Raw genomic sequence first — 14673 nt, forward strand, 5'->3', positions numbered from 1 at the left:
GGTTCTTATGCGTCCATCGGCTGTGCCAGCAATCCTCCTCGCCGCCCTGATTCTCTCGGGATGCTCCGCAAGTTCTGGCGCCGAAGATGTGCTCACCCCTGTACCGTCGCGCGAAACGACCAATGCCATTACCCAGCCGAGCGGCCCGATACCGGCTGCAGCCGTGGGCGATCCTGCTCCGCAGGCAAGCCCGCCGCAGGAGGCATTGAGCTGGACGGGGCAGGTTCCGGAGCCGCAGGCGCTCGTCCCCGCAGACAGGCCGGTCGGCATGCCGATGCCGACGGAAAAACCGGTCGCCATGCTGATGCCGAGCAATCCCGCGGGCAATGCGATGCCCGATCTCGGCGCGAGGCCGCCCTCACGCGGCCAAATTTACGGCCACCGGTTCCGTGATGCCAAACCGATCAACTTCGGTTCCACCTCGCCGAGAAAGCTTGCCGTGCACGGCGTCGACGTGTCGCGCTGGCAGGGCGAGATCGATTGGGAGACGCTGCGCAGGCAAGGCGCGAACTTCGTCTACATCAAGGCGACAGACGGTGGCGATCACCTCGATCCGATGTTCAAGAAGAACTGGCGCCGGGCCAAGGAAGCCGGGCTGAAACACGGCGCCTATCACTTCTTCTATTGGTGCCGGACAGCCGGCGAGCAGGCCGACTGGTTCATCCGCAACGTACCGAAGGAAGCCAACGCTCTTCCGCCTGTGATCGACGTCGAATGGAACGGCGAATCGAGCTGCAAGAGGCGCATCTCGCCTGAACGTGTCCGGGAAAAGATGCAGGTCTTCATGGACAAGCTGGAGCGCCATTACGGCCAGCGTCCAATCATCTACACCGCGCCGGACTTCTACCGGGATAACCTGAAGGGCCAAATGCTCGACTATCCCTTCTGGCTGCGCTCGGTGGCCGCTCACCCCTCCAAGGTCTATCCGGGCCGCAAGTGGCTCTTCTGGCAGTATTCCGGCTCCGGCCTTTCGGATGGCGTCGACGGCAAGATCGACCTGAACGTCTTCAACGGCAATGAAAGCGACTGGCACGACTGGGTGGCGTCGCGATAGCCAAGCTGTCCATGATTTCCGCGCCTTTCCAACATCGTTCCGTGCCAATCCGGAACAGATGAATGGCAAGACGCACTCAGCTGTAGGTCTTTGCTAACGCAACGCCTTCAGCATTCTCTAAATCCTCGCGTGTACAAGAATTTCATCCAGTTCTGGGGAAACGGCTGATGAGCATATCGGGCATGACGAGCACTGCTCTTTCGGGAATGCGGGCGCAGACGACGCGGGTCGGCGCGATTGCCAACAACATCGCAAACAGCAGCACGCCGGACTATGCCAGGCTGAACACCAGCCTCACCTCCGTTGAAGCAGGCGGTGTCCAGGCCGTCGTCAGCCCGACGGCGTCGGATGTCGATCCCGCCACCGAATTGACCGGCCTTGTTGAAGCCGAGCAGAGCTACAAGGCAAACGCCGTGGTCTTCGAGACCGGCGCCGATATGTGGGAAATGCTGATGAGCATCAAGCGCGACTGAGCACGCCCGATTTCATGGAGTTGCTGGCGGAGAATTTTCCGTCGGCCTGAAGGCCATCAGGAATGCGCCGGCTCGGCCTGGCGCTGGGTGGCAAGGGCCGCGAGATCGGCAGGCTTCAGCTCGACGGATTCGCCGCAGCCACAGGCCGACGTCTGGTTCGGATTGGTGAAGGTGAAGCCCGAGCGCAGCGTCGTCGTTTCGAAGCCCATTTCGGTGCCGAGCAGGTAAAGAGCCGCCGATGGCTCGACCCAGACTTTTGCACCATCGCGCTCGATCAGGTCGTCCTTGGCATTGGGCTCGGTCACCAGGTCGATGGTATACTCCATCCCGGCGCAGCCGCCCTTCTTGATGCCGACGCGAATGCCTTTAGCGTCCGGTCCCGAGTTCTCGACGATCGACTTGACACGGGCCGCAGCCCCGTCCGTCATGCTCATGATTGCAAAGCCCATCGGCTCATTCTCCTTCCGCAACCGGGGTCAAGATCCGGCGCATCGTGACTCGAATGTAGTCGTCCGAGGTAAACGGATCAATACCACGGCACCGTATCAGTACCAGCCGACGGCGACCTGCGCCTCTTCGGACATGCGGTCCGGCGTCCACGGCGGATCGAAGGTCATTTCGACCTCGACGCCCGATACGCCCTCGACGGCGCCGACGGCGTTCTCGACCCAGCCTGGCATCTCGCCGGCCACCGGGCAGCCGGGCGCTGTCAGCGTCATCATGATCTTCACCATCCGGTCGTCTTCGATATCGATCTTGTAGATCAGACCGAGTTCGAAGATGTCGGCCGGAATTTCGGGATCGTAGACGGTCTTCAGGGCGCTGATGACGTCGTCACTCAGCCGCGCCAGTTCATCGGCCGGAATGCTGGAATGCACGATGCCTTCGCGCACGTCGATCTTCTGTTCGCTTTCGTCCAGGCTCATCACGGACACTCCTCAAGCAAAGAACTTGCGCGCATATTCCAGCGCATCGGCCAGGGTATCGACCTCGGCGCGGGTATTATACATGCCGAAGGATGCACGGCATGTGGATGTGACGCCGAAGCGTTTCAAGAGCGGCATGGCGCAATGCGTGCCGGCCCTGACCGCAACACCCTGCCGGTCGATCACCATCGAGACGTCATGGGCATGGATTCCGGCAAGCTCGAAAGAAAAGATACTCCCCTTATCCGGCGCCGTCCCGAAGACCCGCAGCGAATTGACCGATTTCAGCCGCTCGACAGCATAGGCCGCAAGATCGGCCTCATGCCGGGCGATCGCCTCGCGGCCGACCTTCTCCATATAGTCGAGCGCGTAACCGAGCCCGATCGCCTGCACGATCGGCGGTGTGCCGGCCTCGAAGCGATGCGGCGGATCGTTATAGGTAACGACGTCCTCGGCGACTTCGAAGATCATCTCGCCGCCACCCTGGAACGGACGCATCTCCTGCAGCCGTTCCTTCTTGCCGTAAAGCACGCCGATGCCGGATGGGCCGTAGAGCTTGTGGCCGGTCATGACGTACCAGTCGCAATCGATATCCTGCACGTCGACCGGCAGATGCACGGCGCCCTGGCTGCCATCGATCAGCACCGGGATGCCGCGCTCATGCGCGATCCGGCAGACTTCCTTGACGGGAACGATCGTGCCGAGCGCATTCGACATGTGGGTGATGGCGACGAGCTTGGTGCGCTCCGTCAGGCTCTTTTCGAAATCCTCGATATGGAAGGCGCCCTCGTCGTCGACGGGCACCCAGACGAGTTTGGCGCCCTGCCGCTCGCGGATGAAGTGCCAGGGCACGATGTTGGAATGGTGCTCCATGATCGTGAGGACGATCTCGTCGCCTTCGCCAATCTTGGGCATGCCCCAGCCATAGGCGACGGTGTTGATCGCTTCCGTCGAATTCTTGGTGAAGACGATGTCATCAACCGAAGGCGCATTGAGGAAGCGGCGGACTTTTTCGCGCGCGGCCTCATAGGCGTCCGTCGCGGCATTCGAGAGATAGTGTAGGCCGCGATGCACATTGGCATATTCATGCGAATAGGCATGCGAGATGGCGTCGATCACCACCTGCGGCTTCTGTGCCGACGCGCCGTTATCGAGATAGACCAGCGGCTTGCCGTGCACCTTCTCCGCCAGGATCGGAAAATCCCGGCGGATGGCTTCGACGTCGTACTCAGTGGCCGGCACTATCTTGTCCATCGATATATCCGATCAGGCGTGCTTTTCGAGCCAGGCCGAAATCACGCTTTCCAGCGCCTCGACCAGGGCCTCGTCTTCCAGTTCCTCGACGATTTCGGCGACGAAGGCGTTGACCAGCATCGCCCGCGCCATCTTCTCCGGAATACCACGCGCCATCAGGTAATAGAGATGATTGGCGTCGATATCGGTCACCGTCGCGCCATGGCCGCACTGCACGTCGTCGGCAAAGATCTCAAGCTCGGGCTTGACCGAGAATTCGGCATCGTCGGACATCAGCAGCGTGTTGCAGGCCATCTTGGCATCGGTCTTCTGCGCATCGGGCGCCACCCGGATCATGCCCTGGAACACGCCCTTGGCGCGGTCGAAGACGACGTTGCGGATCACCTCGGTCGAACCGGTGTTCGGCACGTCGTGGCCGAGCACCATCGTCACGTCTGTATGGCTGTCAGCGCCCAGCAGGTTGATGCCGCGCAGCGTCAGATCGGCGCCCTCGCCCGTCACCTTGATATGCAGCTCCTGGCGCACCAGCTTGCCGCCGGCATTGATGACGAACAGCCGAAGCTTGGCGTCAGCGCCGAGATCGATGCGGATCTGCCCAAGATGCGTATCGTCGGCTCCCTGCTGCTGCAGGATGATCCAGGTCAGCTCCGTTCCCTCGCCGACCGTAATGTCGCTGACATGGGAGACCAGCGCCGCATCATTTGTCGCCGCAAGGTGACGCTCGATGACGGTCGCCTTGACGCCGGCGCCGAAGGCCACGGGAAGGCGCGTATGCGCTTGCCCGCCGGCATGGATGAACTGGATTTCGAGCGGAGCTTCAAGCTCGGTGCCGGCAGGCACGTCGACGACATAGCCGTCGCGCACGAAGCTGCCATTGATGCGGCCGACGGCGTCGTCGTTGCCGAGCGCATCGAGCCCGTTTGCGGCGGAGCCATCGAGCAGATGGCCGGAATAGGTCGAAATGCCAAGACCGTCGGCGGCAGCCTTCTGGTTGGAATGGCCCTGGATCACCGCCAGCACCGTGGCATCGGCAACGAGCGGCTCCAAAGCTTCGGAGCCCGCATCACCCGCCTGTGGCGGAACGGTGCGCAGAAGATTCTTGAGGTCGGTATAATGCCAGGCCTCGATGCGGCGCGTCGGCAGGCCGGCCTTCTTCAGGTCGTCGAGAAGCCGGTCGCGCAGCGCCGTCACCGCGCCATTGCCGGGCAGCTCACCGATCTGCTGGTTGAAGGCCTCGATCAGTGCCGCTTCGGCCGCTGTCAGGCGGCTCGTCGTCTGCATGTTCATGGACGTCGTCCTTTCCACCCGAACTCAGGCCGCCGTGCCGATGATGTCGGCATAGCCATTGGCTTCCAGCTCATGCGCCAGCGTCTTGTCGCCCGACTTGATCACCTGGCCCTTATAGAGCACGTGGACGGTATCGGGCACGATATAGTCGAGCAGGCGCTGGTAATGGGTGATCACCACGACGGCGCGATCCGGCGAACGCAGCGCGTTGACGCCGTCGGCGACAATCTTCAGCGCGTCGATATCGAGGCCGGAATCGGTTTCGTCGAGCACGCAGAGCTTCGGTTCGAGCAGCGCCATCTGCAGGATCTCGGCGCGCTTCTTCTCGCCGCCGGAAAAGCCGACATTCAGCGGCCGCTTCAGCATCTCGGTATTGATCTGCAGCTTGCCGGCGGCATCCTTGACGCGGCGCATGAAATCCGGCGTCGTCAGCTCGTCCTCGCCGCGCGCCTTGCGCTGCTCGTTCATCGCCACCTTCAAGAACTGCATGGTGGCGACACCGGGGATTTCGACCGGATACTGAAAGGCAAGGAAGATGCCCTTGGCGGCGCGCTCAGCCGGATCGAGCTCGAGGATGCTCTCGCCATTATAAAGAATGTCGCCCTCAGTCACTTCGTAGTCGCTGCGGCCGGACAGCACATAGGAGAGTGTCGACTTGCCGGAGCCGTTCGGCCCCATGATCGCGGCAACTTCGCCGGCCTTCACCGTCAGGTTCAGGCCACGGATGATCTCGGTGCCGTCTTCGGCGATGCGGGCATGGAGGTTTCTGATTTCAAGCATAGTCTCGATCTTTCACTTGGGGCTTTTCCATCCAGGGAAAATGCGTTCCATCAATTCTGACAATTCATCGACCAGTTCGGCTGCTCTACTGAGCACCAGCACAACGGCACATAGGCCAAGAGACGAAAGCACGATCAGTTTGCCGATATTCCAGTTGGCGAATGCAACAAACATTCCTACGACAACACCGGCCAGCGCCGTAGAGAACAAAAACATCAGAGCGCTCGCTATCCAATGCCTTTGTTCGCCTGTCTGCCAAAGCGGTGGCTTTTCGTCCACTACCCAACCGAGCCTTCGAGCGAGATGCTGATCAGCTTCTGCGCCTCGACGGCGAATTCCATCGGCAGTTCCTGCAGGACTTCCTTGACGAAGCCGTTGACGATCAGTGCGATCGCCGCTTCTGTCGGGATACCGCGCTGCAGGCAGTAGAACAGTTGGTCCTCGGAGATCTTCGAGGTCGTGGCTTCATGTTCGAACTGCGCCGTCGAATTCTTCGCCTCGATGTAGGGCACGGTATGAGCGCCGCACTTGTCGCCGATCAGCAGCGAATCGCACTGGGTGAAGTTGCGTGCGTTCGACGCCTTGCGGTGAGCCGAGACCTGGCCGCGATAGGTGTTGTTGGACACGCCGGCGGCGATGCCCTTGGAGACGATGCGGCTCGACGTGTTCTTGCCGAGATGGATCATCTTGGTGCCGCTGTCGATCTGCTGATGGCCGTTGGACACGGCGATCGAGTAGAACTCGCCGCGGCTGTCGTCGCCGCGCAGGATGCAGGACGGATATTTCCAGGTGATCGCCGAGCCGGTTTCGACCTGCGTCCAGGAAATCTTCGAGCGGTCGCCACGGCAATCGCCGCGCTTGGTGACGAAGTTGTAGATGCCGCCCTTGCCTTCCTTGTCACCGGGATACCAGTTCTGGACGGTGGAATACTTGATCTCGGCATCGTCGAGCGCAACCAGCTCGACCACGGCAGCATGCAACTGATTTTCGTCGCGCTGCGGCGCCGTGCAGCCTTCCAGATAGGAGACGTAGGCGCCTTCTTCCGCGATGATCAGGGTGCGCTCGAACTGGCCGGTGCCCTTCTCGTTGATGCGGAAATAGGTGGAAAGCTCCATCGGGCAGCGAACGCCCTTCGGAATGAACACGAAGGAGCCGTCGGTGAAAACAGCCGAATTCAGCGTCGCATAATAGTTATCGCTCGTCGGCACCACGGAGCCGAGGTATTTCTGCACCAGTTCCGGATGCTCGCGGATGGCTTCCGAGATCGACATGAAGATCACGCCGGCCTTCTTCAGCTCCGCCTTGAAGGTGGTGACGACCGAAACGCTGTCGAAAACGGCGTCGACGGCGATCTTCGGCTTCTCGACACCGGCAAGGATCTCCTGCTCGCGCAGCGGGATGCCGAGCTTCTCGTAGACCTTCAACAGCTCCGGATCGACCTCGTCGAGCGACTTCGGACCCGGCGTGCTCTTCGGCGCGGCGTAGTAATAGATGTCGTTGAAATCGATCTTCGGATAATTGACGCGCGCCCAGGTCGGCTCTTCCAGCGTCAGCCAGCGCCGATAGGCTTCAAGGCGCCATTCCAGCATCCACTCCGGCTCCTGCTTCTTGGCCGAAATGAAGCGAATGATGTCCTCGGACAGGCCTTTCGGCGCTTTGTCCATCTCGATGACGGTCTCGAAACCGTATTTGTACTGGTCCACATCGATCAGGCGGACCTGGTCGATTGTTTCCTGCACCGCAGCCATTTCATTCTCCAATCTCGCCGGATACAAGGTCCGGCAGCTTGTAGCGTTCGGGCAATTGTCCTGCCCTGATGTCGGGCAAATGCCTTACCCTGATGTAAGAGGCCAAAAGGGACTTTTCAGCCCGATTGGCAAGCGGAAATTTGCGTTTCCGCAAGTTTATGATGCGGCTTATGCCGCCTCACCCGCCGACCTTCGCCGGCAGGCAATCTTCGCGAAAGCCGCAATCACCCTGTCGACATCGTCTTCCGTTGTCGAAAAGCCGAGCGAGATGCGCAATGCCCCGAGCTTGGCGTCACGTCCCATCGCCGTCAGCACATGGCTTTCGCCAAGCCGACCGGATGAGCAGGCCGAGCCTGCGGAAAGGGCAACGCCTTCGAGATCGAAGGCGATCTGCCCGGTCTCGGCCTTCAGCCCCGGCAGGGTGAAGAAGATCGTGTTGGCGACACGTTCGCCGCCCTCGCCGTGGATCATTACATCGGCTGCCGCCCGACGCATGCCGGCTTCCAGCCGCTCGCGCAACGCGCCGATCGCCGCATTGCGCGCATCGAGCTCCTCGGCCGCGGCTTCCGCCGCCGCGCCGAAGCCGATCAGCGCCAGTGAATTCTGTGTCCCCGAGCGGTGACCCCGCTCCTGGCCGCCACCCTGGATCAGCGGCCGCGGCATCAACGCCTCGCCGCGCGCAATGAGCGCGCCGGCACCCTTCGGTCCGCCGATCTTATGCGAGGAGACGATCATGAAATCGGCGCCGATCCGATTGATATCGAGCGCGAGGCGACCGGCGGCCTGAACGGCGTCGACGACCAGGAGCCCACCATGGGCATGCACGATCTTTGCCGCTGCCTCCACAGGCTGGACGATGCCCGTCTCGTTGTTGACGAGCATGATGGCGACCATCGGCAGGCCGGCAGCCTTGTCATGAGCATCGAGCAGGGTGCCGAGCGCATCGAGATCGACGATGCCGGCTTCCGTCACCGGGATCTCCGTCATCGTCTCTCTGGCGAAGCGGCCACCCTCGCGCACTGCCGGATGCTCGATCGCCGAAAAATAAAGCTGGCCGAGCCGGAGCGGCGTGCGGCCCATGCGGAAATCCGGCGTCAACACCAGGTTGGCGGCCTCGGTCGCGCCGCTGGTAAAAACCACATTTCCGGCATCGGTGCCGGCAAGTGCCGCCACTTTGCGCCGCGCACCTTCAATCGCAGCGCGGGCGGCGCGGCCTTCGCCGTGAACGGAATTTGGATTGCCGAAAATGTCGATGGCGCGCATGATCGCCTCGCGTGCTGCGGGGTGTAGCGGCGCTGTGGCATTCCAGTCGAGATAAAGGCGTGGCGGCGCCATGATCTTCAGTCCTGCGCTTGACGAGCTTGCTTCAGCGGCCGCGGTTCATTTTTCTTGAAATTTCCGCCGGGCTTGCCTTATGACACATTCCACGATGCGTGGATCGCCATGCAAGTTTCGAATTGTTCTAAACTGCGTTTTAGAAAAGCTGACAACACTAGTCAAGTCAATGTTGTCGTCCAACGCAGCGCGAACGCGAAATAAAACCCGGAGTACCAATGCCCGAAGTAATTTTCAACGGCCCAGCCGGCCGTCTTGAAGGCCGCTACCAGCCCTCCAAGGAAAAAAGCGCGCCCATCGCCCTGATTCTGCATCCGCATCCGCAGTTCGGCGGCACGATGAACAATCAGATCGTCTATCAGCTCTTCTACATGTTCCAGAAGCGCGGGTTCACGACGCTGCGCTTCAATTTCCGGGGCATCGGCCGCAGCCAGGGCGAATTCGACCACGGCGCCGGCGAACTTTCGGATGCCGCCTCGGCGCTCGACTGGGTGCAGAGCCTGCATCCCGATTCCAAGACCTGTTGGGTCGCCGGTTATTCCTTCGGCTCCTGGATCGGCATGCAGCTGCTGATGCGCCGGCCGGAGATCGAAGGCTTTATGTCGATCGCGCCGCAGCCGAACACCTACGACTTCTCCTTCCTGGCGCCCTGCCCCTCTTCCGGCCTGATCATCAATGGCGAGGCCGACAAGGTAGCGCCGGAAAAGGATGTCAATGGCCTTGTGGAGAAGCTGAAGACCCAGAAGGGCATCCTCATCACCCACCGCACCGTTGCCAACGCCAACCACTTCTTCAACGGCCAGGTGGAAACCCTGATGGGCGAATGCGAAGACTATCTCGACCGCCGCCTCAACGGCGAACTGGTGCCGGAACCGGCCGCCAAGCGGATTCGCTGACACCACAAAATCTCGGCCCCATCGATGCCGTGACGGTCCGGAACCTCACCGGACCGAACGTGTCAGAACAGATCACCTATCGTGTTGCAATGTATGTTGCAGTGCGGTAGGGTCCTCGCGATCCTAACAAAAGCGAGGTCCGCAATGACCAAGTCGTTCGGGGAAGTCCTGGATAAGTATAGGGGAATCGGTCCGGGGTTCGATTTTCTTCGAATAGGGCTCGCCTTTTCCATCGTATTGACCCATTCCTTTTTGTTAACCAGGAACAATGACTTCATCAGGGGGTCGGTATTCTGGTTCACGGAATACGCTCTTGTTCCGATGTTCTTCGCGCTGAGCGGATTTCTGATCGCCGGCAGCGCCCAACGCCTGAGCCTCAGAAATTTCCTGATCAACCGAAGCTTGCGTATCGTCCCGGCGCTTGCCGTCGATATCGTCGTTTGTTCGCTGATCATCGGGCCGCTCGTCACGATCGTCTATCACGCCGAATATTTTACCGATCCGCGGTTTTTCAAATACTTTCTGAATATCGTCGGTTGGATCCATTACGAGCTGCCGGGCGTTTTCCAGGACAATCCGAGCCAACGTGTCAACGGCGCGCTCTGGACGGTTCCCTGGGAGATCTTCTGCTACATCATCATGTCGTTCCTGATGATCACTGCCATCGTCAAGACGCGCTACAAGCTGCTTGCGGTGACGATCGCCTATATCGTCATCGGCCTTGTCGTGCAGAAGATGCCCTATCTGCTGCCAGGCTCGGTCAAGCCGATCGCTCGCTTCCTGTTCATGAGCCGAGGCTCCCAGCTGATAACGGCCTTCATGATGGGCATCGTCGTCTTTCAGTTCAAAGCGGTCATTCCGCATTCCCGCTGGCTGTTCGCCGCCGCCGGCCTGGTTTGCCTCGTCGCCATTCTCACCCTGGACAGCCAAGCGACGGAGTCGGTGATGAACCGGCCCCTGGTCATCACCTCTCTCGTTTATATCACCGTCTTTATCGGCCTGTCGGAGGTACCCATTCCGGCCTTTTTCAGGAAGGGCGACTATTCCTACGGCGTCTATCTCTATCATGACCCGTTTTTGCAGATCTGGATCAGCTCGTTTCCGTCCGTATTTCTCTATCCGAAATATGGTGCGCTGGCGCTCTATCTCGTCGGCCTGCCCTCGGCCCTCGCCGTGGCGGTGCTGTCCTGGCATTTCATCGAGAAGCCGATCCTTGGCCTTCGCAAGAAGTTCTCATTCATCGCCCAGGTCAGGGGCGTCGAGGATGGCAATCAGGCTGGGCGCGAATCCCACGTCCGGCCGCCGGTTGCCGTAAAGAGTTAAATTAGCACTTTGCCGGCCGCATATCGGCGGTGAGTTCAAAAGCTGGGTCAAGCACTCCATCGATCAGGATCGGCACGCGTTCACGCATGCCGATTTTCCTCAGCACACGCTGCGAGGCGATGTTATCGGGATGCGTGAAGGCGATGAGGCGCTGCGCAAGCTGCCTTTCGAAGAACCAGTCGACCACCGCACCTGCCGCCTCGGTCGCCAGGCCCTTGCCCCACACCTCCTCGCGCAGGGAATAGCCAAGTTCGAATTGCTCGTTCCTGAACTTCGAAATCCCCGCGCGACCGATAAACCGGCCGTCCTCGTCGAGGATCTTGTATTTCGTCGTGCCGTGGCGCGCCTGCTCCTCGAACCAGCCCCGCAGCCGCTCCTCAGCCTTTTCGAGACTCCATGGCCCGTTGCCGGACAGATATCGGGTCGTCGCCATCGTCGAATGCAGTTGCTGCACGAGGACCGCATCGCCTTCGTCCCACATGACGAAGTTGAGCCGCGGCGTGCTCAATATGACGCTCTGCTCTCTCATGGCGTCGCCAGCACCCCGCCGCTGACGGGGGCGCCGACGCCCGTCGTGCCGGGAAACGTCAACGGCAGCCCGTCCAGCGAGCGGACGGCGAGATAGGCCCAGGCCTCAGCTTCCATCGCATCACCGTCGAAGCCTGCCTCCTCGGCGCTCAACACCCTCGCGCCCAGCCTTCCGGCCATGGCGGAAAACTCCGCCATCACGGTGGCGTTCAGCCGCCCGCCGCCGCAGACGATATAGATCGATGGGCTCTCGGGCAGAAAACCGGCAGATTTGATGATCGAGGCGGCGGCGACATGGGCGAGCGTCCGGGCGCCGTCTTCAAGGCTCGCTTCCTCGGGCCGAAGCGGCGCGAAATCGCCGCGGTCGAGCGAACGGCGAAGATTGCCGCGGAAGAACGGGCTTTGCAGATAACGTTCCGCGAGAGCGGCCACGACCTTGCCGCGCCCACCGATTTCGCCGCCGGGATCATAGGTTCTGCCGGTCTGCATCTCCACCCACTGGTCGATCAGCGTATTGCCCGGCCCACTGTCGAAGGCCGATATCCGGCCATCCGTGCCGATAAAGGTCAAATTGGAGATGCCGCCGATATTGACGAAGCACACCGCCTGTCCAGCCTGCTGGAATTTTCCCGCAAGTGCGGCGTGATAGGCAGGCACCAGCGGCGCGCCCTGCCCGCCATGAACCATGTCGTTGGCGCGCATGTCGTACACCACCGGTATGCCGGTTCGGCGCGCCAGTTCCGGACCGTCACCGATCTGGATCGTCAATCCTTCGTCAGGGCGATGGAGTACTGTCTGGCCATGAAAGCCGAGAACATCGACGGCATCGGCTGAAAGCCCGAAACGCTCCAGGAATGCCGTAACGGCAATTGCATGACGTAAGGTCAGTTCCAGCTCGATGTCGCGAAGCTCAGCGGGCCGTTCGCTCCTGTCGCTGAGCGGACGCGCCAGTTCCAGCGCCCGTTTCAGCCGGCCGCGAAAATCGGCGTCATAGGGCACGCCCATGAACGGCCCGTGCTCGATGAAGCCGCGGCCGTCGGTCCTGAGCAGCGCGACATCGATTCCGTCCATCGACGTGCCGCTCATCAGACCGATCGCAGTCCTGATGACATCCATGAGGCTTGCCTCCCATGCGATTCCCGGATGCACTTTGATAAAAACAGTGCTAAACGCGCCGCGACAGATCAACAACAACGAACTTGCGCGAGACCCGCATGGGCGAGCGCAGATATCAAGAGACGAAGGCCATGTCCGAGTTCAAGTCCGATTTCCTCCGCACGCTGAAAGAGCGCGGCTTCATTCATCAGATCTCTGATGAGCGCGGCCTCGACGACATGTTCGCCAAGGAAACCGTGACGGCTTATATCGGCTTCGATCCGACGGCGCCCAGCCTGCACGCCGGCTCGCTGATCCAGATCATGATGCTGCACTGGATGCAGAAGACCGGTCATCGCGCCATCTCGCTGATGGGCGGCGGCACAGGCATGGTCGGCGATCCCTCCTTCAAGGAAGAGGCGCGCCAGCTCATGACCGTGGACACGATCGAAGGCAACATCGCCTCGATCAAGCGCGTCTTCTCCAATTACCTGAACTACGGCGACGGTCCGAAGGACGCGCTGATGATCAACAATGCCGAATGGCTGCGCTCGCTGAACTACCTCGAATTCCTGCGTGATGTCGGCAAGCACTTCTCGGTCAACCGCATGCTGTCCTTCGACAGCGTGAAGACGCGTCTCGACCGCGAACAGTCCCTGTCCTTCCTGGAATTCAACTACATGATCCTCCAGGCCTACGACTTCGTCGAGCTCGCCAAGCGCTACGATTGCCGCCTGCAAATGGGTGGTTCCGACCAATGGGGCAATATCGTCAACGGCATCGACCTCGGTCACCGTATGGGGACACCGCAGCTCTATGCGCTGACCTCGCCGCTGCTGACGACATCGTCGGGCGCCAAGATGGGCAAGTCGGCGACGGGCGCTGTCTGGCTGAACGCCGACATGCTCTCGGCCTATGATTTCTGGCAGTACTGGCGCAACACCGAGGACGCCGACGTCTCGCGCTTCCTGAAGCTCTACACGACGCTGCCGATGGATGAAATCGCCCGCCTCTCGGCACTCGGCGGTTCGGAGATCAACGAGGTCAAGAAGATCCTTGCGACCGAGGTCACGGCGATCCTGCACGGCCGCGAAGCCGCCGAACAGGCAGCCGAAACGGCGCGCAAGACCTTCGAGGAAGGCGGTCTTTCGGAAAACCTGCCTTCGGTCGATATCCCGGCCGGCGAACTCGATAGCGGCATCGGCCTGCTGTCGCTGATGGTCCGCGCCGGCCTCGCCGGCTCGAACGGCGAAGCCCGCCGCCACGTCCAGGGCGGCGCTGTCCGCATCAACGACGAGGCGGTCAGCGACGAACGCCGTCTGATCGACAGCGGCGAAATCACCACCGACGGCGTCATCAAGCTCTCGCTCGGCAAGAAGAAGCACATCCTGATCCGCCGCGCGGCGTAAGCGGCCTCAATTCCGAACAGATATGAAAGCCGGCCTCCGCGCCGGCTTTTTCGATTTCGCTGACGGCGGTGTCGAGGCATTTGCGAAGTTGACGATACAGCCGCGCGTACCGAGAGTTTCGCGGCACTACCGCATACGGTCACTCGACTCCCGGCCGGGATGGCGCATCCGTCCGTTCAGCCTCTCGAAACACATAGCTTGGCGGATTGACGTCTGAAGCAGGTTTGACGCGCGACCACCAGCTGATCGAGAAGACAGGCGGCGTCATCATCGCGTCGAGAGGAACCGTCAGCACATGGGCCGACCGGATGAGCTCCGGCGGCTTCAGTCGCTCGCTCTTTTCGGCGGGATATGCAGCATGGCCGCCGACCGCAGCGGCGATCACCGCGACCGATACGAAAGAGACTGTCCGAGCGCACTGCATGGCATCCTCCGACATCGCAACGGCCGTTGCCAAGGCCGGAGACGCAGCTTACATCAAATTTCCCTAAAATAGCAGGCCAAGCGTCGTTCGCTCGTTTCGACACCGGGCTTCGGATCGATTCTGATCGGGTCGATGCTTGCG

The 14673-nt window shown here is 61.0% G+C and carries 16 protein-coding genes; 5 read left to right on the plus strand and 11 right to left on the minus strand.

The window, feature by feature from the left end:
• Nucleotides 1–7: 7 nt before the first annotated feature.
• Nucleotides 8–1054 carry a glycoside hydrolase family 25 protein gene (locus EEQ99_RS18500; protein WP_047609950.1) on the plus strand — a complete coding sequence of 349 codons (1047 nt, stop codon included), beginning with the start codon at nt 8–10 and terminating at the stop codon, nt 1052–1054.
• Nucleotides 1055–1221: 167 nt separating this feature from the next.
• Entirely contained in the window at nt 1222–1527 is a 306-nt protein-coding gene (locus EEQ99_RS18505) for a flagellar basal body protein (protein ID WP_028757740.1), read from the plus strand.
• A gap of 56 nt (nt 1528–1583) precedes the next feature.
• On the opposite strand, the gene sufA is transcribed toward EEQ99_RS18505, so the two are convergent.
• From sufA to EEQ99_RS18545, 8 genes are all read right to left on the minus strand, one after another.
• Complete coding sequence (sufA, locus tag EEQ99_RS18510) at nt 1584–1976, minus strand: Fe-S cluster assembly scaffold SufA (RefSeq protein ID WP_127430894.1); 393 nt, start codon at nt 1974–1976, stop codon at nt 1584–1586.
• Between the two features lie 96 nt (nt 1977–2072).
• Nucleotides 2073–2453: an SUF system Fe-S cluster assembly protein gene (locus tag EEQ99_RS18515; RefSeq protein WP_016554095.1), complete on the minus strand. Its 381-nt coding sequence runs from the start codon at nt 2451–2453 to the stop codon at nt 2073–2075.
• A 12-nt stretch (nt 2454–2465) separates the two neighbouring features.
• Complete coding sequence (locus EEQ99_RS18520; protein ID WP_047609958.1) at nt 2466–3707, minus strand: cysteine desulfurase; 1242 nt, start codon at nt 3705–3707, stop codon at nt 2466–2468.
• A 12-nt stretch (nt 3708–3719) separates the two neighbouring features.
• Nucleotides 3720–4994, minus strand: coding sequence for a Fe-S cluster assembly protein SufD (gene sufD, locus EEQ99_RS18525; protein WP_047609961.1), 1275 nt, complete (start codon nt 4992–4994; stop codon nt 3720–3722).
• A 24-nt stretch (nt 4995–5018) separates the two neighbouring features.
• A complete protein-coding gene (gene sufC / locus EEQ99_RS18530; RefSeq protein ID WP_018445225.1) occupies nt 5019–5774 on the minus strand; it encodes a Fe-S cluster assembly ATPase SufC in 756 nt (251 codons plus the stop codon).
• A gap of 12 nt (nt 5775–5786) precedes the next feature.
• Complete coding sequence (locus EEQ99_RS18535) at nt 5787–5990, minus strand: hypothetical protein (RefSeq protein ID WP_244604825.1); 204 nt, start codon at nt 5988–5990, stop codon at nt 5787–5789.
• Between the two features lie 62 nt (nt 5991–6052).
• Nucleotides 6053–7522 carry a Fe-S cluster assembly protein SufB gene (gene sufB, locus EEQ99_RS18540; protein ID WP_047609963.1) on the minus strand — a complete coding sequence of 490 codons (1470 nt, stop codon included), beginning with the start codon at nt 7520–7522 and terminating at the stop codon, nt 6053–6055.
• 168 nt (nt 7523–7690) lie between these two features.
• Nucleotides 7691–8857 carry a cysteine desulfurase family protein gene (locus EEQ99_RS18545; RefSeq protein WP_063475240.1) on the minus strand — a complete coding sequence of 389 codons (1167 nt, stop codon included), beginning with the start codon at nt 8855–8857 and terminating at the stop codon, nt 7691–7693.
• A 218-nt stretch (nt 8858–9075) separates the two neighbouring features.
• On the opposite strand from EEQ99_RS18545, the gene EEQ99_RS18550 reads away from it, so the two are divergent.
• Together EEQ99_RS18550 and EEQ99_RS18555 are read left to right on the plus strand one after the other, a co-directional pair.
• A complete protein-coding gene (locus tag EEQ99_RS18550; protein WP_003559715.1) occupies nt 9076–9753 on the plus strand; it encodes an alpha/beta hydrolase in 678 nt (225 codons plus the stop codon).
• A gap of 144 nt (nt 9754–9897) precedes the next feature.
• Nucleotides 9898–11076 (plus strand): acyltransferase family protein, encoded by a 1179-nt coding sequence (locus tag EEQ99_RS18555; protein WP_063475239.1) that lies wholly within the window; start codon nt 9898–9900, stop codon nt 11074–11076.
• Nucleotide 11077: 1 nt separating this feature from the next.
• On the opposite strand, the gene EEQ99_RS18560 is transcribed toward EEQ99_RS18555, so the two are convergent.
• Entirely contained in the window at nt 11078–11605 is a 528-nt protein-coding gene (locus EEQ99_RS18560) for a GNAT family N-acetyltransferase (RefSeq protein WP_063475238.1), read from the minus strand.
• Nucleotides 11602–12720, minus strand: coding sequence for an anhydro-N-acetylmuramic acid kinase (locus tag EEQ99_RS18565; RefSeq protein WP_047609972.1), 1119 nt, complete (start codon nt 12718–12720; stop codon nt 11602–11604). Before EEQ99_RS18565 ends, EEQ99_RS18560 begins: the two co-directional genes overlap by 4 nt.
• 131 nt (nt 12721–12851) lie before the next feature.
• Between EEQ99_RS18565 and tyrS the strand changes: the two genes are divergently transcribed.
• Nucleotides 12852–14108, plus strand: a complete 1257-nt coding sequence (gene tyrS / locus EEQ99_RS18570) for a tyrosine--tRNA ligase (protein WP_047611578.1) — start codon at nt 12852–12854, stop codon at nt 14106–14108.
• Between the two features lie 139 nt (nt 14109–14247).
• On the opposite strand, the gene EEQ99_RS18575 is transcribed toward tyrS, so the two are convergent.
• Complete coding sequence (locus tag EEQ99_RS18575; protein ID WP_028758365.1) at nt 14248–14532, minus strand: hypothetical protein; 285 nt, start codon at nt 14530–14532, stop codon at nt 14248–14250.
• Between the last annotated feature and the right edge of the window lie 141 nt (nt 14533–14673).

Source organism: Rhizobium anhuiense (assembly GCF_003985145.1).
GTDB lineage: Bacteria > Pseudomonadota > Alphaproteobacteria > Rhizobiales > Rhizobiaceae > Rhizobium > Rhizobium anhuiense.

Excerpts from the sequence above, each read along its gene's own strand:
- EEQ99_RS18555 (WP_063475239.1), top strand. The coding sequence starts at position 9,898 with ATGACCAAGTCGTTCGGGGAAGTCCTGGATAAGTATAGGGGAATCGGT.
- EEQ99_RS18505 (WP_028757740.1), top strand. The coding sequence starts at position 1,222 with ATGAGCATATCGGGCATGACGAGCACTGCTCTTTCGGGAATGCGGGCG.
- EEQ99_RS18500 (WP_047609950.1), top strand. The coding sequence starts at position 8 with ATGCGTCCATCGGCTGTGCCAGCAATCCTCCTCGCCGCCCTGATTCTC.
- sufD (WP_047609961.1), bottom strand. The coding sequence starts at position 4,994 with ATGAACATGCAGACGACGAGCCGCCTGACAGCGGCCGAAGCGGCACTG.
- EEQ99_RS18575 (WP_028758365.1), bottom strand. The coding sequence starts at position 14,532 with ATGCAGTGCGCTCGGACAGTCTCTTTCGTATCGGTCGCGGTGATCGCC.
- sufB (WP_047609963.1), bottom strand. The coding sequence starts at position 7,522 with ATGGCTGCGGTGCAGGAAACAATCGACCAGGTCCGCCTGATCGATGTG.
- EEQ99_RS18515 (WP_016554095.1), bottom strand. The coding sequence starts at position 2,453 with ATGAGCCTGGACGAAAGCGAACAGAAGATCGACGTGCGCGAAGGCATC.
- EEQ99_RS18545 (WP_063475240.1), bottom strand. The coding sequence starts at position 8,857 with ATGGCGCCGCCACGCCTTTATCTCGACTGGAATGCCACAGCGCCGCTA.
- EEQ99_RS18535 (WP_244604825.1), bottom strand. The coding sequence starts at position 5,990 with ATGTTTTTGTTCTCTACGGCGCTGGCCGGTGTTGTCGTAGGAATGTTT.
- EEQ99_RS18550 (WP_003559715.1), top strand. The coding sequence starts at position 9,076 with ATGCCCGAAGTAATTTTCAACGGCCCAGCCGGCCGTCTTGAAGGCCGC.
- EEQ99_RS18565 (WP_047609972.1), bottom strand. The coding sequence starts at position 12,720 with ATGGATGTCATCAGGACTGCGATCGGTCTGATGAGCGGCACGTCGATG.
- sufA (WP_127430894.1), bottom strand. The coding sequence starts at position 1,976 with ATGGGCTTTGCAATCATGAGCATGACGGACGGGGCTGCGGCCCGTGTC.
- tyrS (WP_047611578.1), top strand. The coding sequence starts at position 12,852 with ATGTCCGAGTTCAAGTCCGATTTCCTCCGCACGCTGAAAGAGCGCGGC.
- EEQ99_RS18520 (WP_047609958.1), bottom strand. The coding sequence starts at position 3,707 with ATGGACAAGATAGTGCCGGCCACTGAGTACGACGTCGAAGCCATCCGC.
- EEQ99_RS18560 (WP_063475238.1), bottom strand. The coding sequence starts at position 11,605 with ATGAGAGAGCAGAGCGTCATATTGAGCACGCCGCGGCTCAACTTCGTC.
- sufC (WP_018445225.1), bottom strand. The coding sequence starts at position 5,774 with ATGCTTGAAATCAGAAACCTCCATGCCCGCATCGCCGAAGACGGCACC.